Here is a 21001-nt window from a genome sequence, read left to right as displayed (position 1 = left end):
TTCCGCTGCCCGCCGTTCCCACCGCGACATCCGCCTCGGCCTCGCCCGGCCCTTCGCCCCGGCGGGCGCCGCGTCGCCCGCATCGTCCGACGGCGTCTTCACCAATGTCTCCAACTTCAACCACACCTCCGCCGAGGTGGCCTACGCGCGCCGCGTCCTGGCGGCGATGGGCGGTCCGCCGTCCCTGGGCGCCGTGATCGACACCAGCCGCAACGGCAACGGCGCCCCGGCGAACGGCGCGTGGTGCGACCCCTCGGGCCGCAAACTGGGGCAGGCGCCGACCCTGCGCACCGGGGAGCCCGGAATCGACGCCTACTTGTGGGTGAAGCTGCCGGGGGAGTCGGACGGCTGCGAGGGCGAGCCGGGATCGTTCGCCCCCGACTACGCCTACGACTTGGCGGACTGACCGCCAACAGCATCGTCGGCCGCATCGTCGTACGAAGAGGTCCCCTCGTCGAGCAGCGGCTCCTGCGTCTTGAGATGCGCGGGAGCCATGGCGCGCAGCGCGTGGTAGCCGGTGATGACGACGAGCGTGCCGAGGGCGATGCCGCTCAGCGAGAAGTTGTCGGTGAACTTCAGGGAGACGTTGCCGATGCCGATGATGATGCCCGCCGCGGCTGGCACCAGATTCAGGGGATTGCGCAGGTCCACCCCGGCGTTCAGCCAGATCTGCGCGCCGAGCAGGCCGATCATGCCGTAAAGGATCACGGTGATGCCGCCGAGGACGCCGCCCGGGATGGCGGCCACGATCGCGCCGAACTTCGGGCACACGCCGAAGAGCAGGGCGAAACCGGCGGCCGCCCAGTACGCGGCGGTCGAGTAGACGCGGGTCGCGGCCATCACGCCGATGTTCTCGGAGTACGTGGTGTTGGGCGGGCCGCCGACCGCGGTGGAGAGCATGGAGCCGACGCCGTCGGCGGAGATCGCGGTGCCGAGCTTGTCGTCGAGGTTGGCGCCGGTCATCTCGCCGACGGCCTTGACGTGTCCGGCGTTCTCGGCGATCAGCGCGATCACGACGGGCAGCGCGACGAGGATCGCCGACCACTGGAACGACGGGGCGTGGAAGGAGGGCAGGCCGATCCATTCGGCCTTGCCGACGCCGGACAGGTCGAGGCGCCAGTGGTCGACGGCCTCGGCGCCGCCGGACACGGAGTGGATCCGGTCGAAGATCCGGTCGAACACCCAGGAGATGCCGTAGCCGAAGAGCAGCCCGAGGAAGATCGCGATGCGGGACCAGAAACCGCGCAGGCACACCACGGCCAATCCGGTGAACAGCATCACGAGGAGCGCGGTCCACTGGTCCTGAGGCCAGTACGTCGACGCCGTCACCGGCGCGAGGTTGAAGCCGATCAGCATGACGACCGCACCGGTGACGACCGGCGGCATGACGGCGTGGATGATCCGCGCGCCGAACTTCTGCACGGCGAGCCCCACCAGGAACAGCGCGGCGCCGACCACGAAGACCGCTCCGGTCACCGTGGCGCTGGTCCCGCCCTGTGCCCGGATCACCGCGGCGACGCCGACGAAGGAGAGTGAGCAGCCGAGATAGCTGGGCACGCGGCCACGGGTGGCGAGCAGGAAGATCACGGTCGAGACGCCGGACATCATGATCGCGAGGTTCGGGTCGAGACCCATCAGGACGGGCGCCACGAAGGACGCGCCGAACATCGCGACGACGTGCTGGGCGCCGAGCCCGAGGGTGCGCGGCCAGGTGAGCCGTTCGTCCGGGCGCACGACGTCGCCCGGAGCCGGGGTGCGCCCGTCGCCGTGAAGTTTCCAGCGCACACCGAGGTCCATGTGAGTTCTGCTTTCTGTGGTGCTTTTGTGGCCCGAAATGATCGCCGCCATGTTAATGCGCCGTAAGGCCGCTTTCGCGCCACGCCCCGCGGCCCCGATCTCATCCATGAATCCCTGCTGGAGGCATTGTCACGCCCACCTCGGCGCCCTACGCTCGCACGGCTCGATCCATGAACGTTGTTCAGACATGTGATGGGAGTTGTGATGCGTGCCCGATCCCGTGTGCGTCTCGGTGCCCTGCTCACCGCGGCGGCCGCCCTCGCCGCCGTCGTCGCCGTCCCCGCGCCGGCCCAGTCCGCGACGGCCGGCGTGAGCGCTCCGCGTACGGCCGTCCTCGACGGTGAGCGCCTGCTGCGGACCAAGCAGCGCCTCGACCTCGGCGACCCGCAACTCAAGCGCGCGGCAGGGGACTTGACGGCCCGCGCCGACACCTGGCTGGGCCAGGGCCCCTGGACCGTCGTCGACAAGCCGAAGCCCGCGCCAGGCGGCGACGTCCACGACTACCTGAGCCAGGCCCCCTACTGGTGGCCCTCACAGACACCGACCGCCGACAACCCCTGGGGCTGCCCCTACGTCCAGCGCGACGGGCAGCGCAACCCCGAGGTCGACACCGGTACCGACCGCCAGGACGTGGAGAAGGTCTTCGACTCGACGTACGACCTCGCCCTGGCCTGGTATTACACGGGCCGCAAGGAGTACGCGGAGAAGGCCGCCACCGTCCTGCGCACCTGGTTCCTCGATCCGGCGACCCGCATGAACCCGAACCTGGACCACGCCCAGTTCGTCCCCTGCAAGTACGACGGCCGGGCCATCGGCATCATCGACTTCTCCCAGTCGTACACCAGCGTCACCGACGCCGTCGCGCTCCTCGGCGCCGGCGCCCCCGGCTGGTCGAAGGGCGACCGCTCCGCGATGGGGGAGTGGAACAAGGACTTCCTCGGCTGGCTCGTGAACAGCGACTTCGGCAAGCAGGAGGGCGCCGCCGAGAACAACCACGGCACGTTCTACGACCTCCAGGTCGCCGCCCTCGCCTACGCGACCGGCGACACCGCTCTCGCCCGCCGGACCGTCCTCGACGCGCGCACCAAGCGCATCGCCCCGCAGATCGCGGTCGACGGCAGCCAGCCGCAGGAGCTCGCCAGGACCCGCAGCTGGCACTACTCGACCTTCGACCTGGTCGCCTACACCCGGCTCGCCGCGGTCGGGCGGCATGTGGGCGTGGACCTGTGGTCGTACCGGGGCCCGGACGGGCAGAGCCTGTTCAAGGCCGTCGACTATCTGCTGCCCGCGGCCACCGGGGCGACGGCGTGGCCGCACCCCGAGCTGGAGTTCCACCGGTTCGCGGCGAGCGACGTCGTGCACGCGGCCGCCGACGCCGGGAGCGCGGAGGCGAAACGGGCGGTCCCGAACCTGGAGACGCCGCCCGGCGGGGACCTGTGGGCGCTGCGCCCGGCGGCCGAGCAGCTCGACTCGATCGCGGGCTGAACGGGGCGCGTCGCGCCCCGACCTGGCCTGCTGAGCGTTTGCTTAGTCAAAAGTCGTACGATGGGGCTCTTGTACGTACCGCATCAGGAGCCCCGCCCGTGACCGCCGAAGCCCTCGCCCGCCCCGCCCAGTCCCACGGTCAGCTCGTCCCCGTCGCCGTCCACTTCGACGACCTCGACGCGCTCGGCCTGCTCCACAACGCCCGCTACCCGGTGATGGTCGAGCGCGCCTGGACCGCGCTTTGGGCGGAGCGCGGCCTCGTCTTCGAGGGCGACTGGGTGGCGGCCGGCGACTTCTGCAACGCTTCCGCTTCTGCTCGGCGGACGGGGGGACGACCTACGCCCACGGCACCCGCGTGCTCGTCCGCCTGGACCCGGCCACCCTGCGCCCCGCCCCCTGGAGCGAGATGTTCAGCGTGCTCTTGCGAGGAACCTCGGGGGTTCACTTCACCCCCGGGAGGAATCGCATCCGGTGATGGCGATGCGGAGCATCGCCGCGGCAACGGGCGCGGAGCGTCCGCAAGAAACCGGGCCGAAGTGCCCGGTGAGGAATGTGCGTTGTTCGAATGCCGGTACGTCGGGCGGCAGGTAGCGTCGCGGTTGTGAAGTTGACCGTGCAGGTGAAGCTCCTGCCGACGCCCGCGCAGGCGGCGGCACTTGAGGAAACCCTGCATGCCTGCAACGAGGCCGCGACCTGGGTGCCGTCCGTGGCGTTCGAGAAGAACATCAAGCGCAACTTCGCGCTGCGTGAGCACACCTACGGACAGGTCAAGGACCGGTGGGGGCTCGGAGCTCAGGCCGCCCAGCACGTCATCAAGAAGACCTGCGACGCCTACACCACGCTCAAGGCGAACCTGAAGGCAGGAAACCTCGGCAAGCCCTCCTCCAAGCGCTACCGGCGGGCCACCGAAAAACCGATCGCCTTCCGGCCCGAGGGCGCTCAGCCCTACGACGACCGGATGCTGTCCTGGCAGTACACGCAGCGCACCGTGTCGATCTGGACCCTGTCGGGCCGGATGAAGGAAGTGGCGTTCACCGCGTCGCCCGAGCATTTGGCCCGCCTGGCTCTTTATCGCAAGGGCGAGTCCGACCTGCTGTTCCGCGACGGCATGTGGTTCCTGAGTGCCACCTGCGAGGTCCCCGAGACCGAACTCAACACCAGCGTCACCCAGTTCCTGGGGGTCGATCTGGGGATCGTGAACATCGCGACCACCTCGGACGGTCAGATCATGGCCGGACGCCAGCTGAACCGTGGGCGCCTGCGCGAGCGCACCCTGCGGACGAAACTCCAGCGTAAGAACACCCCGTCGGCCAAACGTCGCCTGAAGAAGCGGCGCCGTAAGCAGGCGCGGCGGGTGCGGGACATCAACCACAAGATCGCGAAACATGTGGTGGCCGAGGCAGAACGCACCGGTCGCGGAATCGCCCTGGAAGACCTCACCGGCATCCGCGCACGGGTACGGCTTCGCAAGCCCCAACGGGCTACCCACTCCTCCTGGGCTTTTGCCCAGCTCGGAGATTTCATCGCGTACAAGGCCCGCAAGGCAGGAGTGCCGGTGGTGCACGTCAATCCGGCGTACACCTCCCGCACCTGCGCCGAATGCGGGCACATAGACAAGGCGAACCGGGCCAGTCAGGCCCGTTTCGCATGCCGGTCCTGCGGTGTCGTTGCACACGCGGACTGGAACGGCTCCCGCAACATCCGCCACCGTGCGGAAGAGTTGTGGCGACGCGGGGCGCAGTCAACCGCCCCAGACCCACCCCTGAAACCCGGGCGTGGGACAGGACGCAAACCCAGCACCACAGCCAGTGGCGCCCGTTGTGCAAGCCCGGGACTTTAGTCCCGGGTCGTTGACGACCCTTGGCCGTGAGCTCCTGCGCCCGCAGGGCTGACGTCGGCCTGCTTCGTCCGCGTGCGGTCCCCCGTGCGCAGCACCCCCGCGAACACCGCGAGCCCGCACGCCAGGAATGTCACCAGACCGAACGACACCACCAGGCTCGTCGCGTCGGCGACCGTCCCGATCGCGGAAGGGGCGATGAGGCCCGAGGTGTACGTGATGGTGGCGACACCGGCGATGGCCTGGCTCGGATTCGGCCCGCTGCGACCCGCCGCCGCGAAGGCGAGCGGCACGACGACCGCGATCCCGAGGCCCATCAGGCCGAATCCGGCCATCGCGACCGCCGGGTTCGGCGCCACCACGACGAGCAGTCCGCCGAGCGCGGCGCCCACCCCGCCGACCCGCACGGTGCGCACCGGGCCGAACCGGTCCACGATCCTGTCGCCGGCGAGCCGCGCCACGGCCATCGTGAGCGTGAACGCGGTGGTGCACGCGGCCGCGAGTCCGGCGGACGTGTCCAGGACGTCCCGCAGATAGACCGCCGACCAGTCCAGGCTCGCCCCCTCGGCGAAGACGGCGCAGAAGCCGACCGCGCCGATCAGCAGCGCCGACCTGGGCGGCAGCGCGAAGCGCGGCGGCGGCTCCTCGTCCTCCGTGGGGCGCAGGTCCAGCACACCTGCGCACGCGATGAAGCCAACGACCGTCAGGGCCGCCGCGGCGAGCAGGTGGTGCAGACGCGCGTCGGAGCCGAGGTGCGCGGCCAGCGTGCCGGCCGCCGAACCGATGAGGGCTCCCACGCTCCACATGCCGTGCAGGCTGGACATGATCGACTGGTCGAGGCGGTTCTCGACCTCGACGCCCAGCGCGTTCATCGCCACGTCCGACATGCCCGCCGACGCGCCGAAGGCGAAGAGGGCCACGCACAGCACGAGCAGATTCGGCGCGAGTGAGGGCAGGATCAGCGCGAGCGTCCACAGGGCGAGCAGGCCGCGCAGCGCCGTGCGCGCGCCGAACCGGTGACTCACCCAGCCCGCGAGCGGCATCGCCACCGAGGCGCCGAGCGCGGGGAAGGCGAGCGCGAGTCCCAGCTGGCCCGCGCTGACCCCCGCGTGCTCCTGGATCCAGGGCACCCGGGTCGCGAAGGACCCGGTGACCGCTCCATGGACGCAGAAGACGGCCGCGACCGCATAGCGGGCGCGCTTCAACTCCCTTGCCCCGTAACCGACTTCACTCATCCGGCGTGCCCCTCCCGATACCGTCCCCAGGCTGCTGGCGTAAACTATCAGGAACCCTGCCTGATAAATAGTCGGTTTCCCAGCGGTCTCCCCGTACGGCCCCGGTCCCGGCAGTGAAGGCGATCTGGAAGGATCCGCGCCATGCCCGCATCACCGAGTACCGCCAGGGCCATCAACGACCGGCTCGCACTGCGCCTCCTCCAGAGCGAAGGACCCCTGACCGCCGGGCAGTTGAAGGAGCTCACCGGCCTGTCCCGGCCCTCCGTCGCCGACCTCGTCGAGCGGCTCACGGCCCAGGGCCTGATCGAGGTCGTCGGGGAAGCCGGCGCCCAGCGCCGTGGCCCCAACGCCAAGCTCCACGGGATCGTCTCCGGGCTCGCCCATCTCGCCGCGCTCGACGTCCGCACCGAGGGCGTCACCCTCACCGTCGCCGACCTGGTGGGCACGGTCCTCGCCGAGGCGTCGGCGCCCATCGACGGCGAAGAGGGCACGGGACCCGCCGTCGAACGGGCCGTCGCCCTGGTCGAGCGCACCGCGAAGGAGGCGGGCGCCGAACGCCTGCACACCATGGGAATCGGCGCGCCCGGTCTCATCGACCCGGTCACCGGCGAACTGCGCGACTCGTCGGGCCTGCCCGAGTGGCACCGTCGCCTCGTCGCCGCCCTCCATGAACGCCTGCCCGCCCGCGTCCTGGTCGAGAACGAGACCAACCTCGCCGCCCTCGCCGAACAGCGCGACGGCGCTGCCCGCGACCGCGACACGTTCGCCCTGCTCTGGTTCGGCCACGGCATCGGCGCCGCGGTCGTCCTCGACGGCGTCCTGCGCCGGGGGGCCTCCGGTGGCACCGGCGAGATCGGCTTCCTGCCCGTGCCTGGGACGTCCGGACTCCCGTCCGCGACCGGGTGCGACGGAGGCTTCCACTCGCTGGCCGGATCCGCCGCCATCGCCGAACTCGCCCGTGCGCACGGCCTGGCGGGCCCGACGGCCGCAGCGGGGGAGCCGGCCGCCGCGGCGCTCGTGCGCGAAGCGGCAGGGGCGGAGCCCGGGACTCCCGCCGCCCGCTTCCTCGACGCACTCGCCGACCGGCTCGTCCTTGGCGCCGCCTCCGTCGTCGCCGTCCTCGACCCCGGCTGCCTCGTCCTGGGCGGTGAGGTCGGCCGCGCTGGAGGTGACCGCCTCGCGACCCTGGTCGCCACCCGCCTCGCCGCCATGTCCCCCCTGCCCACCGAGGTGCGGGCCGGCGCTCTCGGCGGCGCCGCGGTGCTGCGCGGAGCGCTGCTCATGGCGCGGGACGGGGCGCAGGACGACCTCTTCGCGCCGACGGACCGCTGAGTCCGCGCGCACCCGGGTCGGCTCGCGGGGAACCGCCGCGCGAGGAACTCCTCGAACGTAGAGGGGAATGCCCGGAACGCTGCGCGAGTCCACGCACACGGCCTGTGAGCCAGCCCACAGCCGATCACCCGTTTGGCCCACGTGGGGACGTGGCACACTGGCCCTGTACCAGAAGCAGCGCACTCCGGGGTCGGTGAAAGTCCGAACCGGCGGTTACAGTCCGCGACCCGGTCGCTTCCAGCGGCCGGTTGACCAGGTGAAATTCCTGGACCGACGGTTAAAGTCCGGATGGGAGGCAGTGCGCGGCGGGCGGGCATTCGTGCGCGCCGCCGTCTGTTTCGACGTGTCCTCAGGGGCAGGTCTCATTCGGCGTCGGCCTCGGTGTCCTCACCCGTACGTTCTGTCGCCGTATCGCGACAGTGCCCCGGAGTCCGTGCCCGAAGAGGCAGGAGGACCCGGTGGCCCCCACTTCCGCAGTGCCCGCCCGGCGAGCAGCCGTGCGCCCGCACGCGTCCTTCGCTCCTTCAGGAATCCCCGCCGGCCCTGAGGCGTTGCGCCTCACCGCCACCCTTGTCGGCCCCGCGGCCCCTGCAGCGAAGGAGCACTGAAGTGTTCACCGGAATCGTCGAAGAGCTGGGCGAGATCACTGCCGTCGAGGAACTCGGCGACGCCTCCCGCTTCAGGCTGCGTGGCCCCGTTGTCACCGAAGGGGCCCGGCACGGCGACTCCATCGCCGTCAACGGCGTCTGTCTGACGGTCGTGGAGCACGAGGGCGACGAGTTCACCGCCGACGTCATGGCGGAGACCCTCGACCGCTCCAGCCTCGGCGCCCTCGCGGTCGGCTCCCGGGTCAACCTGGAGCGCCCCACCGCCGTCGGCGCCCGCCTGGGCGGACACATCGTGCAGGGCCACGTCGACGGCACGGGCAGCATCATCGAGCGCAAGCCGTCGGAGAACTGGGAGATCGTCAAGGTCTCGCTCCCGGCGCACCTCGCGCGCTACGTCGTCGAGAAGGGCTCCATCACCGTCGACGGAGTGAGCCTCACGGTCGTCGACGCGGGCCCCGACTACTTCACCATCAGCCTCATCCCCACCACCCTCGCCCTGACCACGCTCGGCCTCAAGCAGGCCGGCGACCCGGTCAACCTCGAGGTCGACGTCATCGCCAAGTACGTCGAGCGGCTGCTCGGCGACCGTGCCCAGGAGGCGACCAAGTGAGCCTGAACTGGCTGAACTCCGAGGCGTTCACGCTCTTCGGCCAGCACATCATGTGGTCCGACATGATCGGCAACACCGTCGGTCTGGTCGCCCTCGCGCTCGGCTGGCGCCGCTCGATCTGGACCTGGCCCGCGCAGCTCGTCTCCGGTCTCATCCTCCTCACGGCCTTCGCGACCGCCCACCTCTCGGGCAGCGCGGGCAAGCAGCTCGTGGTCATCGTCGTCGCCGCGTGGGGCTGGTGGCAGTGGAACCGCGGCAAGGGGCAGGCCCAGGACGGCTCCCTCGCCGTCCGGTTCGCCACCTGGCGCGAGCGCGGCTACCTGCTGGGCGCCGCCGCACTCGGCACCCTGGCGGTCGGCGGCCTGTTCACCGCATTCCCCACGCTGTCGTGGGACCCCTGGCCGGACGCGTACATATTCGTCGGCACGATCGTCGCCATGTACGCACAGGCGCGCGGCATGGTCGAGTTCTGGTTCGCCTGGCTGCTCGTCGACCTGGTGGGCGTACCGCTGAACTTCGCCAACGGATTCGCCTTTTCCGGTTTCGTCTATGTGATCTACGGCGCGCTCGTCCTGTGGGGCATGCGCGATTGGTGGTTGCGGTCCCGCTCGGCCTCGCAGCCCGCCCTGGAAGGAGCACCGGCATGACCCCCCACCCGTCTCCCACCACCGCCCTCAACGAGGCGCTGCGCGCCGCCCCTTCAGGCACCAGCGTCTGGTACAGCACCTCGCACGACGAGGACATCTCGGACCTGTCGCTCGACCCCGTCGAGCAGGCGATCCGCGACATCGCGAACGGCCGGCCCGTCGTGGTCGTCGACGACGAGGACCGCGAGAACGAGGGAGACCTCGTCATCGCGGCCGAGAAGGCCACCCCCGAGATCGTCGCCTTCATGATGAGCGAGTGCCGCGGCCTGATCTGCGCTCCCATGGAGAACGACGAGCTGGAGCGCCTCCAGCTGCCGCAGATGGTCGAGAACAACACCGAGTCGATGCGCACGGCCTTCACGGTCTCCGTCGACGCGGGCCCCGCGCACGGCGTGACCACCGGCATCTCCGCCGCCGACCGCGCCACCACGCTCCAGCTCCTGGCCGGCGGCACCGCAGAGGCCGGCGACTTCGTACGGCCGGGCCACATCTTCCCGCTGCGCGCCAAGGCGGGCGGCGTCCTGGTCAGGAACGGCCACACCGAGGCAGCCGTCGACCTCGCCCGGCTCGCGGGCCTGCGCCCCGCCGGAGCGATCGTCGAGATCGCGGGCGAGGACGGCACGATGCTGCGCCTGCCCGAGCTCATCCCGTTCGCCCGCAAGCACGGTCTGACGATCATCTCCATCGAGGACCTGATCGCCTACCGCCGCTCCTGTGAGCCGACGGTCCGCCGCGAGGCCGAGGTCAATCTCCCCACCGCCTTCGGCGACTTCACCGCGTACGGCTACCGCTCCACGGTCGACGGCGTCGAGCATGTCGCCCTCGTCCACGGCGAGATCGGCGACGGCGAGGACGTTCTCGTCCGGGTCCACTCCGAGTGCCTCACCGGCGACGTCTTCCACTCGCTGCGCTGCGACTGCGGCCCCCAGCTGGAGGAGTCCATGCGGCGCATCACCGAGGAGGGGCGCGGCATCGTCGTCTACCTGCGCGGCCACGAGGGGCGCGGCATCGGCCTGCTCTCCAAGCTGCGCGCCTACGAGCTTCAGGAGCGCGGCCGCGACACGCTGGACGCCAATCTGGAACTCGGCCTGCCGGCCGACTCGCGGGACTACGCGGCGGGCGCCCAGATCCTCGAGGACCTCGGCGTGCGCGGCCTGCGCCTGCTGACCAACAACCCCGACAAGACCGACGCGCTCGTGCGGCACGGCCTCAAGGTCGTCGTCCGCGAGTCCATGCCGGTCCAAGCGGGCGAGCACAACCTCCGTTACCTGCGCACCAAGCGGGACCGGATGGGCCACGACCTGCCCTGGCTGGACGCCCCCGCGTCCACGACCTGCGCGAACCAGTAGCCCGTACCCCTTTCAGACGACATACCGCACACCGAACACAGCACCACACAAGCACTGAGGAGCAACGTGAGTGGCAAGGGCGCACCCGAACTGTCCGTACGCAACTGCGGTGACCTGCGCGTCGCCGTCGTCGCGGCGCAGTGGCACGAGAAGGTGATGGACGGCCTCGTGGACGGCGCCCTGCGCGCCCTGCACGAGCTGGGCATCGACGAGCCGACCCTCCTGCGGGTCCCGGGCAGCTTCGAGCTCCCCGTCGTCGCCAAGGTCCTCGCGGGCCGCGGCTACGACGCGATCGTCGCCCTCGGAGTCGTCATCCGCGGCGGCACACCGCACTTCGAGTACGTGTGCCAGGGCGTCACCATGGGGCTCACCCAGGTCACCATCGACACCGGCGTTCCCGTCGGCTTCGGCGTGCTGACCTGTGACACAGAGGAGCAGGCCCTCGACCGCGCCGGGATCGAGGGCTCGAACGAGGACAAGGGCCACGAGGCCGTCACCGCGGCGGTCGCCACGGCGGCCACACTGCGCTCGGTCAGCGAACCCTGGCGCTGAGTGGCCGGGCGTACCCCGTAGTCTTAGGGCCATCATGGCGAACAAAACCTTCGAAGAACTCTTCGCCGAGCTTCAGCTCAAGGCCAAGAACGGCGACCCCGCGACGTCCCGCACCGCCGAACTGGTGGACAAGGGCGTCCATGCCATCGGCAAGAAGGTCGTCGAGGAGGCCGCCGAAGTCTGGATGGCCGCCGAGCACGAGGGCAAGGAGGCCGCTGCCGAGGAAATCTCGCAGCTGCTGTACCACGTCCAGGTGATGATGGTCGCCCGGGGAATCTCCCTCGACGACGTCTACGCCCACCTCTAGAGCCGGCGCCCGGTTCACCGTCGCACGCGACACGCCCCTCTTTCACGTCTCTCACGCAAAGGAATCCGACCTCATGCTGCGCATCGCCGTCCCCAACAAGGGTTCACTGTCCGGACCTGCGTCGGCGATGCTCCATGAGGCCGGATACCAGCAGCGCAAGGAGTCCAAGGAGCTCGTCCTCGTCGACCCGGTCAACGAGGTGGAGTTCTTCTACCTCCGGCCCAAGGACATCGCGATCTACGTGTCGTCGGGCAAGCTCGACATCGGCATCACCGGTGAGGACCTCCTGATCGACTCCGGCGTCAACGCCGAGGTCATCCTTCCGCTCGGCTTCGCCCGCTCCACGTTCCGCTTCGCCGCCAAGCCCGGCACCGTCTCCGGTCTCGAGGACCTCGCGGGCAAGACGATCGCCACCTCCTACGAGGGCATCGTCGCCAAGCACCTCGCCGAGTCCGGCGTCGACGCGTCCGTCGTCCACCTCGACGGCGCCGTCGAGACGGCCATCGAGCTGGGCGTCGCCCAGGTCATCGCGGACGTCGTCGAGACCGGCACCTCCCTGCGCAATGCGGGCCTCGAGGTCTTCGGCGAGCCGATCATGAAGTCCGAGGCCGTCGTGATCCGCCGCTGCGGCGCGGCCGCGGAGGAGCCCAAGGTCCAGCAGTTCCTGCGTCGCCTCCAGGGCGTCCTGGTCGCCAGGACGTACGTGATGATGGACTACGACTGCCGCGCCGAGCACCTGGAGCAGGCCGTCGCTCTCACCCCGGGCCTCGAGTCGCCCACCGTCTCGCCCCTGCACAACGAGGGCTGGGTCGCCGTCCGTGCGATGGTCCCCGCCAAGGACGCCCAGCGCATCATGGACGACCTGTACGACCTCGGCGCGCGGGCCATCCTGACCACGGCCATCCACGCCTGCCGCCTTTGAGGACCGCAGTCATGTCCGAAGTACCCACGCTGCCCGTCACCTTCCGGCCGGCCCGCACCCGGGCCGTCCTGCTCGGCCTCGGCGGAGCGATGTTCGTCACTCTCACGGCCATCGCCCTCATGCTGGGCAGCCTCAACCCGGGCGACCGCCTCACCTTCATCTTCACCGGGGTGCTCCTCGCCGGCGGACTCGTCCTGCTCGCCCGGCCCAAGATCGTGGCGGACGACGAGGGCGTCACCGTCGTGAACATCGCCCGCAGCCGCCGCCTGGCCTGGGCGGAGATCGTCCAGGTCACCCTGCGGCCCGGCGACCCCTGGGTGTTCCTCAACCTCAGCGACGGCACGAGCCTGGCCGCCATGGGCATCCAGCCCGCCATGGCCAAGGAGCGTGCCCTCACCGACGCGCGTGCCCTGCGCGCCCTCACCGAGGCCCGTTCTGTGTTTTCGGGGGGATCCGGGCGATCCGGGGAACTTCAGGGCTGACTCAGGGCCGCACGCACTGACGCTTCCACCCCTGTCTTGATTAATCTGGTGGCGGGCGCGCGCACATCGCCGCCCCGCCCCCGACGACGGGTCCGCCAGGGCCCCGGGGGTTTCCTGCTACCCGAGGAGTGACTCCCTCCGGCGATGGACGGTTCGTCCTGCAGTACATGCGCCGCCCCCTCCCGACATAGCGCGACCGAATTGCGCGTTGTGTGCGCGGAGGCGGCGGCATGACCATCCCCTTGTTGCTCCTCGGAGCGGCATTCCTGCTGATCCTGGCCAACGGCTTCTTCGTGGCGGCCGAGTTCGGCCTCGTCACGGTGGAGCGCGCCGACGCCGAGAAGGCAGCGGCCGACGGCGACCGACGGGCCCGTACCGTCGTGAACGCCCTCAAGGAGCTGTCCTTCCAGCTCTCCGGCACCCAGCTCGGCATCACCATCACCTCGCTGGTCGTCGGCATGCTCGCCGAACCGGCGCTCGCGACGCTGCTCGCGGGGCCCTTCGCCGCCGTCGGCATCCCGGAAGGCGCCGTCTCAGGCGTCTCCGTCGTCTTCGGCATGCTGCTGGCTTCCGCCGTGCAGATGGTGATCGGCGAGCTGGTGCCGAAGAACTGGGCGGTCTCCAAGCCGCTCCAGGTCGCACGGTTCGTCGCGGGCCCCCAGCACGCGTTCTCGCGCCTCTTCCGGCCCGTGATCGCCCTGCTCAACGCCGTGGCCAACCGCGCCGTACGCGCCCTGGGCGTCGAGCCCGCCGACGAGCTGGCCTCGGCCCGCACCCCCGGCGAGCTCGTCTCCCTGGCCCGGCACTCCGCACAGGCGGGCACCCTGGAGCAGGACACGGCGGACCTGTTCGTCCGCACCCTGTCCCTCGGAGAGCTCACCGCCCAGCACGTCATGACGCCGCGCGTGAAGGTCAGCGCGCTCCAGTCCTCGGCGACCGCCGAGGACGTCGTCAACCTCACGCGCGCCACCGGCCTCTCCCGCTTCCCGGTCTACCGCGAGCGGATCGACGAGATCGTCGGCATGGTGCATCTCAAGGACGCCCTCGCGGTGCCCGCGCACGACCGGCTGCGCACCCCCGTGAGCCGCATCGCCCAGGCCCCGCTGCTCGTCCCGGAGACCCTGCCCGTGCAGCCCCTCCTGGAGCGCCTGCGCAGTGAGCAGCCCATAGCCGTCGTCGTCGACGAGTACGGCGGCACGGCCGGGGTCGTCACCCTGGAGGACATCGTCGAGGAGCTCGTCGGCGAGGTCCGCGACGAGCACGACCGCCTCGACCTGCCCGAACTCGCGGTCGCCCCGCCCGAGGACGGCCGCCCCGCCTGGGACGCCGACGGCAGCTGCCGGGTCGACATCCTGCGCCGCATAGGACTCGACGTACCGGAAGGCCCGTACGAGACCGTCGCCGGTCTCGTCGCCGATCTGCTCGGCCGGATCCCCGCGCCCGGTGACCGGGCCGAGCTGCCCGGCTGGCGGCTCGCGGTGCGTCAGGTCGACCACTACCGCGCGGAGCGCGTCCGGATCGTACGGACCGTGGACGCCGCCCAGCTGGCGGAGGCCGCCCGATGAGCGTGCTCCAACTGTTGTTCGCCCTGCTCCTCGTGCTGGCCAATGGTTTCTTCGTGGGCGCCGAGTTCGCCCTCGTCTCCGTGCGCCGGAGCCAGATCGAGCCCATCGACAACAAGCGGGCCCGCCAGGTCCTGCACGGCCTGGAGCACCTGCCGCAGATGATGGCGGCGGCCCAGTTCGGCATCACCGTCTGCTCGTTGACGCTCGGCGCTGTCGCCGAGCCGACGGTCGCCCATCTGCTGGAGCCGCTCTTCGAGGCGATTCACCTGCCCGAGGGAACGATCCACCCCCTCGGCTACGTCATCGCACTCGCCGCCGTCGTCAGCCTCCACCTCGTCGTCGGCGAGATGATCCCGAAGAACCTCGCGATGGCGGCGCCGGAGAAGACCGCCCTCTGGTTCAGCCCCGGCCTCGTCGCCTTCGCCCGGCTGTGCCGGCCGGTCACCGTCGCCCTCGGCGCCTGTGCCCGGCTCGTGCTCAAGCTGTTCGGGGTAGAGCCGCGGGACGAGGTCGAGGCGGTCTTCACCAGCGTGCAGCTCGGCCGTCTCGTCGAGGACTCCGGACAGGCGGGGCTGCTCGAACCCGAGGCGCAGGAACGCCTGGGGGACGCCCTGGAGCTGGGCTCGCGCCCGGTCACCGACGTCCTGCTCGACCGGTCGTCCCTCGTCACGGTCGGCCCCTCGGTCACCCCGGGCCAGGTCATCGAACTGACGGGCCGTACGGGCTACTCCCGCTTCCCCGTCTGCGCGGAGGGGGGCGCCTTCATGGGCTATCTGCATGTGAAGGACGTCCTCGACCTGATCGACTCCGCGGACCACGACCGCGCGGTGCCGCAGCAGATCTGGCGTCCCATGACGACGCTGCGGGCCGAACTCCCGCTCGACGACGCCCTGACGGTGATGCGCCGCGCCGCGACGCACCTCGCGCAGGTCGCCGACGCCTCGGGCCGGGTCCTCGGCCTGGTCGCCCTGGAGGACGTCCTGGAGATGCTCGTCGGCGAGGTCCGTGACCCCGCGCACCGGGACGCTCCGGCGCTCGGAGCCAGGGTCGCGGAGCCGCGGGCCGAGGCGCCGGAGGAGGCGCTGGCCGGCTGACAGGCGCACACGGCGAAGGGGCGGGTCCCAGAAACCGCCGACCGGGCCCGCCCCTTCGGCATGTCACATCGCGGACGGGTCCTGGGGCCCGCGCCCCGAGAGGACCTCGCCGTACGCCTGCATCAGATCGGGCAGCCGCAGTGTCGACAGGTCGTCCCGCGTCGGCGTCGTCGTGTATCCCGTCAGCCGCAGATCCCGGTAGGCGCACGACTTCTCGTACAGCGTCCGCAGGAAGCGGCCGTTGCCGAGCTCGTCGATCCAGCCCTGGTCGACGACGTGCCCGCTGATGGAGCGCAGTTCGTCGAGGGCCTCCTCGTCCCACACGTCACCGTTCTCCGCGGCGAGCACCTCGCCGATCGCGGTGAGTTCGAGGGGCCGGTACGAGGGGAAGTCGACCCGCGTCGTGAAGCGCGAGGACAGTCCGGGGTTCGCCGCGAGGAGGCGGTCCATGCCCTCCGGGTAGCCCGCGAGGATCACCACCAGGTGGTCCCGGTTGTCCTCGGCGCGCTTCAGGAGCACCTGGAGCGCCTCGTCGCCGTACGCGTCTCCCTTGCCATAGCCCGAGTTCGACAGGGCGTACGCCTCGTCGACGAAAAGGACGCCGCCGATGGCCGAGTCGATCAGTTCGTTCGCCTTCACGGCCGTCTGGCCCAGATACTCGCCGACCAGGTCGGCGCGCTGGGCCTCCACGAGATGGTCGCCGCCGAGCAGCCCGAGCGCGTAGAAGACGCGGCCCAGGATGCGGGCCACGGTGGTCTTGCCGGTGCCGGAGGGGCCCGAGAAGACGAAGTGCCGTTTCGGCGGCTGCACGGGCAGGCCCTGCCCGGCCCGCAGGCGCGCCATGTTCAGCTGGGCCGAGAGAGCCTTGACCTGCCGTTTCACGGGTTCCAGGCCGACCATCCGCTCCAGCTCGGCGAGTGCCTCCTCAAGGAGCGCGGGGTCGGCGGGCCCGGCGGGCAGCTGCGGCGTGATCGGTACGACGGCCTTCTCGCGGACCGCGTCGGTCTCGGCGGGCACCGCGCCGGGCGGCGGCAGATCGGGCTCGCTCACCTTCAGGTTCCGGCCGTCGCCCTCGTACAGCGGGTCCATCGACTCGGAGCCGTCCAGCACCTCCTGGCCGAGCCCGGTCATGGTGAGGGGACTGAGGTCGGTGCCGTCGCCGAAGTCGCCGTAGCCGTCGCCCTCGGCGATGGCCGCGAGGCGGGCCGAGGTGTCCATGAAGGCGGGGTCCACGCGGTGCACGGCCCGGTACAGGGGGAGCGCGGCGGCGGAGCGGCCGGTGCCCTCGTGCGCGCGGGCCAGCCAGTAGCGCAGCTCCTTGCGCTGGGGCTGCTCGCTCCGGCAGCGCATCAGCGCTGCGGACAGCAGCGGCTCGGCCTGCCCGTACATCTCCAGGCGCACCCGGGCCATCCCGCCGAAGAGCCCGGCCTCGATGCCGAGGAGCCCGTCGTCGAGCAGCGGATCGGTATGCCGGACCAGCTGCTCCCAGTCCTTGACGAGGTAGGCGCGGCAGGCGTGCAGGAACCGCACCTGCGGATCGGCGTCCACGCGCGGCAGCGTCGCCAGCGCCCCGTCCAGGTCCGGGACATGGCGCCCGTCGAGCCAGTGCGACGCGTGCGCAAGGAGCAGATCGCGCGGCCGCTCCAGGACGGGCTGCACCCACCAGCCCAGCCAGTACCAGGAGTTGAGAGTGCGCCGGTGCCGGGTGCGCTGCTCGCCGAACCGGTCGCGGTGCCGGAACATGCGCAGCAGCGCCGTCGTCGTGTCGATGCGTAACGCGTGCAGCCCCAGCCAGCCGTCGGCCATGCCGGGATCCATCCGGACCGCGGCCCGGAACTCCTCCTCGGCCTGCGGATAGGCGCCCATGGTGTAGGCGTCCACGCCACGCACCCAGGCGAGGTCGGCCGGGCCGGGCGAGCCCTGTGTGCCGAAGTCCATCACGTCCCCCACAAACCGTGCCCCCGTGGTGCGCCGCCGGGCCGGTGCCCGCCGGCTCCTGCGCCGAACCGATGTGCTGTGGACGGGAGTTGTCACGGTACGGGCCGCGAGCCGTCCGTAGGCCGCACCGAAAGGCATCGTACCTGCGCAGGAGTCGTCGGCCGAGGGCGCCGCAGGACCGGATCCAAGGCGGACGGCGCAGGTGGGGGCGGAGCCGGACGGTGACCGAGAGTGAACGAAGCGGGGCTCACCGCACCCCTGAAAGGGTGAACAGGGCAGAACGAAGCCCCCGATCACGGGGGAACAACCGGGGGCTTCGCGTCTGCGGGCGACCCCGTAGGGCCGCACATTCAGAACGTAAGTCCTGTACGGCCCCTCGGTCAAGCCGAGTTGAGGCACTCGCGGAAACTGGCGGAAGGCGTCTCAGGAGCGTTCAGCACGCTGCCGACGGATCCTCACGCTGAGTGACGGAAGGCGTCGAAAGTCCGGTCCCGGGAGGCATCTCACGTGCCTCGTAGCCCTCCGGACACTCTCGTACCAATGTCTGAGCGAAGGGGCGCGAGGGGTCGTCGGCGAAGTGCGCGCGCTCCGCACGGATCCAGCCGTCCCAGAACTCCCTCTGCGCCGGTCCGTCCCGTCGCCGCCCCCGTTCCCAGGACACCTCCTCGGGCGTGTCCAGCCACAACAGCCACGCCAGGAAAGGACGCACGGCCCGCCGGCCCGCGCCCACGCCCTCCATCAGGACCACCGGCGCGGGCGGCAGGGCGCGCGGGGTGCCGAAGCTCCGGGCGTTCCAGTCGTACGGCTCGTACCGGGCGCTCTCGCCGCGGGAGAGCGGATCGATGACCTGCTCGCGCAGCCGCGCCGTCCAGTCGAAGAGGGCGTCGTGGCTGGCGAGATCGTCGAGGTGCAGGACGGGCGCCTGCCCGAGTGCCTCGGCGAGCCGGGCGGTGAACGTCGACTTGCCGGACCCCGCGTGGCCGTCGACGGCGACCAGCCGGACCGGGCCGCAGGAGGGCGGCAGGGCCCGCAGGGTCGCGGCGAGCCGGGGGAGCGGGAGGTGCTGGAAGGTCATCGCCCGCAAGGGTACGGGAGGTGCCCGGCCGGCTTCCCGCGCGCCGCCGCAGGTCATGCCAGTGGTACAGGCCAATATTGGTGGCGATGACCGGCCCGGAAACGCTGGTGGAAGTCAGCGGGTACCGGCCATAGTTGGCGCACTGTCGTGCCTCACCCACCCCTTTACGGATATCTCGTCGACTGGGGGAGCCCCGCCCATGACCCGACCCGAACATCTGTCCCGCAGAACCCTGCTCACCGCCGCCGCGGCCACCGCGGGCGCAGCGGCGCTCGCCACGACGGCGGGCACCGCCGTCGCCGGCACCGGCGCACCGGCGCGCGCTCACGCGGCCCCGCGCCTCGTGGACAACCACGCCTGGACCTCGTACGCGGACTGGCGCTCCGGAACGGCGGCCGGCACCCGTGCGGTCGCCGGGTCCCGCCCCGGACTCACGCTCGCGACGCCCGAGGGCCGCACCGACTACACGGATCCGCACACAGGCAAGACCGCCACCTGGGAGTACGGCCGGTGGACCTCCCCGGCACACCGCCTGTCGGTGCCCGCCACGGAGGTCATCGCCTCCTGGAACGCGCGGACACCGGCCGGTACCTGGATCCAGATCGAGCTCCAGGGCACGTACTCCGACGGCGCGGCGACGCCCTGGTACGTGATGGGCCGCTGGGCCGCGGGTGACCAGGACATCCGGCGCACCTCCGTCGACGACCAGTCGGACGGCAAGTCCAGTATCTGGACGGACACCTTCTCCATCGACGACGCGGCCTCGGGCCTGCGCCTCGTCTCGTACCGCCTGCGGCTGACCCTGTACCGTGCGCCGGGCTCCAAGGCCTCGCCCCTCGTGTGGCGGCTCGGGGCCATGGGCTCCGACGTGCCCGACCGCTTCTCGGTCCCGGCCTCGACGCCGGGGCTCGCCAAGGAGCTGGCCGTTCCGCGCTACTCGCAGAGCATCCACGCGGGCCAGTACCCCGAGTACGACAACGGCGGCGAGGCCTGGTGCAGCCCCACGTCCTCGCAGATGATCGTCGAGTACTGGGGCCGCGAGCCCTCGTCGGACGACCTCTCCTGGGTCAACCCGGACTACACGGACCCGCAGGTCTGCCACGCGGCCCGCTTCACGTACGACTACCAGTACGAGGGCTGTGGCAACTGGCCCTTCAACGCGGCCTACGCGGCGACGTACAAGGACCTCCAGGGAGTCGTCACGCGGCTCGGTTCGCTCGGTGATCTGGAGACCCTGATCGCGGCGGGGATCCCGGCCATAACGTCGCAGTCGTTCCTCAAGGAGGAGCTGACAGGCGCGGGTTACGGGACGTCCGGACACCTCATGACGGTGATCGGCTTCACGGCGGACGGCGACGTGATCGCCAACGACCCGGCGTCGCCGAGCGACGCGGCCGTGCGCCGCGTCTACAAGCGGGCCGAGTGGGAAAATATTTGGCTCAGGACCAAGCGGTACAACGCCACCGGCAAGGTCGTGTCCGGCACCGGCGGCGTCTGCTACCTGTACTTCCCGGCCCAGCCGACCCCGAAGCAGCGCGGCGCGCTCGAGGCGGTCGGCGTCCGCTGAGGAACCTGCCACGGCCCCTCCCCGCGCGACAGGGAGGGGCCGCGGCCGGTGTCGGGCCTGGCACTGCCCCGGTGTCACCGATGTGAGACGGACGACGCCACGGCGTAGTTGTGCGTGACCAAGCTCTCGCCCACATCCGGCCGAGGCGGTGGCATGGTGGACGGGTCAGTGGGGGGATGCCACTGCCGGACGACCTCAGCGAGATGCCATGACCGCGACCACCGCCACGAACCGCGCCGCCCGGACCCGCACCGGCGGCCCCAAGGACAACGGCCCCAAGATCCTGGAGCACGTCCTCGGCTGGACCTTCGTCGTGGTCCTCGCCATGTTCGTCACGCAGGCCGGACTGATGTGACCCGGCTCTCCCCGGCGCCCGGCTCGACGCGCCAGTGCCGGTCCGGGAGCCCCACGAGCCCGTAGAGCCACCGCACGGGAGAGCGCCGGGGCAGGCGGCAGCCGGTCGCTCAGCCGTCCGCCGCCCCTCAGAAGCACTTCTTGCCGCCGATGCTCACATCGACCTTCATGCCCTGAGCCGGAAGTTCCCGCCGGTCGCGGACCAGGCGTGCGACCTGACCTAGGCGACCTCGATGCCGTGCGCC

The 21001-nt window shown here is 71.0% G+C and carries 18 protein-coding genes, 2 pseudogenes and 1 riboswitch; of the genes and pseudogenes, 16 read left to right on the top strand and 4 right to left on the bottom strand.

Annotation, left to right across the window (positions count from 1 at the left end; all coding sequences use genetic code 11):
• Positions 1–61: 61 nt before the first annotated feature.
• Positions 62–406: pseudogene (locus ACY0PA_RS09380) on the top strand (glycoside hydrolase family 6 protein); the annotation flags it as partial.
• Here ACY0PA_RS09380 and ACY0PA_RS09375 read toward each other — a convergent pair.
• Positions 388–1797, bottom strand: coding sequence for a uracil-xanthine permease family protein (locus ACY0PA_RS09375; protein ID WP_473084214.1), 1410 nt, complete (start codon positions 1795–1797; stop codon positions 388–390). The pseudogene ACY0PA_RS09380 and the gene ACY0PA_RS09375 overlap by 19 nt on opposite strands.
• A 204-nt stretch (positions 1798–2001) precedes the next feature.
• On the opposite strand from ACY0PA_RS09375, the gene ACY0PA_RS09370 reads away from it, so the two are divergent.
• The 3 genes and pseudogenes from ACY0PA_RS09370 to ACY0PA_RS09360 all read left to right on the top strand — a co-directional run bounded on the left by ACY0PA_RS09370 (position 2002) and on the right by ACY0PA_RS09360 (position 5122).
• Complete coding sequence (locus ACY0PA_RS09370) at positions 2002–3282, top strand: alginate lyase family protein (RefSeq protein ID WP_473084213.1); 1281 nt, start codon at positions 2002–2004, stop codon at positions 3280–3282.
• Positions 3283–3380: 98 nt separating this feature from the next.
• Positions 3381–3757: pseudogene (locus ACY0PA_RS09365) on the top strand (acyl-CoA thioesterase).
• Between the two features lie 126 nt (positions 3758–3883).
• On the top strand, positions 3884–5122 hold the full coding sequence (locus tag ACY0PA_RS09360; RefSeq protein ID WP_473084212.1) for an RNA-guided endonuclease InsQ/TnpB family protein: 1239 nt from the start codon (positions 3884–3886) through the stop codon (positions 5120–5122).
• Here the strand turns inward: ACY0PA_RS09360 and ACY0PA_RS09355 are convergent.
• Positions 5119–6354, bottom strand: a complete 1236-nt coding sequence (locus tag ACY0PA_RS09355; RefSeq protein ID WP_473084211.1) for an MFS transporter — start codon at positions 6352–6354, stop codon at positions 5119–5121. The genes ACY0PA_RS09360 and ACY0PA_RS09355 overlap by 4 nt on opposite strands.
• A gap of 141 nt (positions 6355–6495) precedes the next feature.
• On the opposite strand from ACY0PA_RS09355, the gene ACY0PA_RS09350 reads away from it, so the two are divergent.
• From ACY0PA_RS09350 to ACY0PA_RS09305, 10 genes are all read left to right on the top strand, one after another.
• Entirely contained in the window at positions 6496–7686 is a 1191-nt protein-coding gene (locus tag ACY0PA_RS09350; protein ID WP_473084210.1) for an ROK family transcriptional regulator, read from the top strand.
• Between the two features lie 175 nt (positions 7687–7861).
• Positions 7862–7992: riboswitch (FMN riboswitch) on the top strand.
• A gap of 303 nt (positions 7993–8295) precedes the next feature.
• Positions 8296–8904, top strand: coding sequence for a riboflavin synthase (locus tag ACY0PA_RS09345; protein ID WP_473084209.1), 609 nt, complete (start codon positions 8296–8298; stop codon positions 8902–8904).
• Between the two features lie 2 nt (positions 8905–8906).
• Positions 8907–9551: a nicotinamide mononucleotide transporter family protein gene (locus ACY0PA_RS09340; protein WP_326778742.1), complete on the top strand. Its 645-nt coding sequence runs from the start codon at positions 8907–8909 to the stop codon at positions 9549–9551.
• On the top strand, positions 9548–10900 hold the full coding sequence (locus ACY0PA_RS09335; protein WP_473084208.1) for a bifunctional 3,4-dihydroxy-2-butanone-4-phosphate synthase/GTP cyclohydrolase II: 1353 nt from the start codon (positions 9548–9550) through the stop codon (positions 10898–10900). The genes ACY0PA_RS09340 and ACY0PA_RS09335 overlap by 4 nt, the downstream gene beginning before the upstream one ends.
• 66 nt (positions 10901–10966) lie before the next feature.
• Entirely contained in the window at positions 10967–11452 is a 486-nt protein-coding gene (gene ribH / locus ACY0PA_RS09330) for a 6,7-dimethyl-8-ribityllumazine synthase (protein WP_473084207.1), read from the top strand.
• 34 nt (positions 11453–11486) lie between these two features.
• Positions 11487–11759, top strand: a complete 273-nt coding sequence (locus tag ACY0PA_RS09325) for a phosphoribosyl-ATP diphosphatase (protein WP_100597453.1) — start codon at positions 11487–11489, stop codon at positions 11757–11759.
• A 73-nt stretch (positions 11760–11832) separates the two neighbouring features.
• Positions 11833–12681: an ATP phosphoribosyltransferase gene (hisG, locus tag ACY0PA_RS09320; RefSeq protein ID WP_473084206.1), complete on the top strand. Its 849-nt coding sequence runs from the start codon at positions 11833–11835 to the stop codon at positions 12679–12681.
• 11 nt (positions 12682–12692) lie between these two features.
• A complete protein-coding gene (locus ACY0PA_RS09315) occupies positions 12693–13163 on the top strand; it encodes a PH domain-containing protein (protein WP_473084205.1) in 471 nt (156 codons plus the stop codon).
• Between the two features lie 230 nt (positions 13164–13393).
• Complete coding sequence (locus ACY0PA_RS09310; protein WP_473084204.1) at positions 13394–14728, top strand: hemolysin family protein; 1335 nt, start codon at positions 13394–13396, stop codon at positions 14726–14728.
• Positions 14725–15822 carry a hemolysin family protein gene (locus ACY0PA_RS09305; RefSeq protein WP_473084203.1) on the top strand — a complete coding sequence of 366 codons (1098 nt, stop codon included), beginning with the start codon at positions 14725–14727 and terminating at the stop codon, positions 15820–15822. Before ACY0PA_RS09310 ends, ACY0PA_RS09305 begins: the two co-directional genes overlap by 4 nt.
• 63 nt (positions 15823–15885) lie before the next feature.
• Here the strand turns inward: ACY0PA_RS09305 and ACY0PA_RS09300 are convergent, their stop codons facing one another.
• Complete coding sequence (locus ACY0PA_RS09300) at positions 15886–17760, bottom strand: AAA family ATPase (protein WP_473084202.1); 1875 nt, start codon at positions 17758–17760, stop codon at positions 15886–15888.
• Between the two features lie 433 nt (positions 17761–18193).
• Positions 18194–18835: a uridine kinase family protein gene (locus tag ACY0PA_RS09295; RefSeq protein ID WP_473084201.1), complete on the bottom strand. Its 642-nt coding sequence runs from the start codon at positions 18833–18835 to the stop codon at positions 18194–18196.
• A gap of 199 nt (positions 18836–19034) precedes the next feature.
• Between ACY0PA_RS09295 and ACY0PA_RS09290 the strand changes: the two genes are divergently transcribed.
• On the top strand, positions 19035–20402 hold the full coding sequence (locus ACY0PA_RS09290) for a peptidase C39 family protein (RefSeq protein WP_473084200.1): 1368 nt from the start codon (positions 19035–19037) through the stop codon (positions 20400–20402).
• Positions 20403–20610: 208 nt separating this feature from the next.
• On the top strand, positions 20611–20757 hold the full coding sequence (locus tag ACY0PA_RS09285) for an SCO1431 family membrane protein (protein ID WP_107489218.1): 147 nt from the start codon (positions 20611–20613) through the stop codon (positions 20755–20757).
• Positions 20758–21001: the final 244 nt, after the last annotated feature.

It is taken from the genome of Streptomyces sp. DS1-CR2 (assembly GCF_055760475.1).
Note: the sequence above shows the minus strand (reverse complement) of the source record. Positions and strands in the feature narration are given on the sequence as shown.

Excerpts from the sequence above, each read along its gene's own strand:
- ACY0PA_RS09375 (WP_473084214.1), bottom strand. The coding sequence starts at position 1,797 with ATGGACCTCGGTGTGCGCTGGAAACTTCACGGCGACGGGCGCACCCCG.
- ACY0PA_RS09370 (WP_473084213.1), top strand. The coding sequence starts at position 2,002 with ATGCGTGCCCGATCCCGTGTGCGTCTCGGTGCCCTGCTCACCGCGGCG.
- ACY0PA_RS09355 (WP_473084211.1), bottom strand. The coding sequence starts at position 6,354 with ATGAGTGAAGTCGGTTACGGGGCAAGGGAGTTGAAGCGCGCCCGCTAT.
- ACY0PA_RS09350 (WP_473084210.1), top strand. The coding sequence starts at position 6,496 with ATGCCCGCATCACCGAGTACCGCCAGGGCCATCAACGACCGGCTCGCA.
- ACY0PA_RS09335 (WP_473084208.1), top strand. The coding sequence starts at position 9,548 with ATGACCCCCCACCCGTCTCCCACCACCGCCCTCAACGAGGCGCTGCGC.
- ACY0PA_RS09325 (WP_100597453.1), top strand. The coding sequence starts at position 11,487 with ATGGCGAACAAAACCTTCGAAGAACTCTTCGCCGAGCTTCAGCTCAAG.
- hisG (WP_473084206.1), top strand. The coding sequence starts at position 11,833 with ATGCTGCGCATCGCCGTCCCCAACAAGGGTTCACTGTCCGGACCTGCG.
- ACY0PA_RS09315 (WP_473084205.1), top strand. The coding sequence starts at position 12,693 with ATGTCCGAAGTACCCACGCTGCCCGTCACCTTCCGGCCGGCCCGCACC.
- ACY0PA_RS09310 (WP_473084204.1), top strand. The coding sequence starts at position 13,394 with ATGACCATCCCCTTGTTGCTCCTCGGAGCGGCATTCCTGCTGATCCTG.
- ACY0PA_RS09305 (WP_473084203.1), top strand. The coding sequence starts at position 14,725 with ATGAGCGTGCTCCAACTGTTGTTCGCCCTGCTCCTCGTGCTGGCCAAT.
- ACY0PA_RS09300 (WP_473084202.1), bottom strand. The coding sequence starts at position 17,760 with ATGGACTTCGGCACACAGGGCTCGCCCGGCCCGGCCGACCTCGCCTGG.
- ACY0PA_RS09295 (WP_473084201.1), bottom strand. The coding sequence starts at position 18,835 with ATGACCTTCCAGCACCTCCCGCTCCCCCGGCTCGCCGCGACCCTGCGG.
- ACY0PA_RS09290 (WP_473084200.1), top strand. The coding sequence starts at position 19,035 with ATGACCCGACCCGAACATCTGTCCCGCAGAACCCTGCTCACCGCCGCC.
- ACY0PA_RS09285 (WP_107489218.1), top strand. The coding sequence starts at position 20,611 with ATGACCGCGACCACCGCCACGAACCGCGCCGCCCGGACCCGCACCGGC.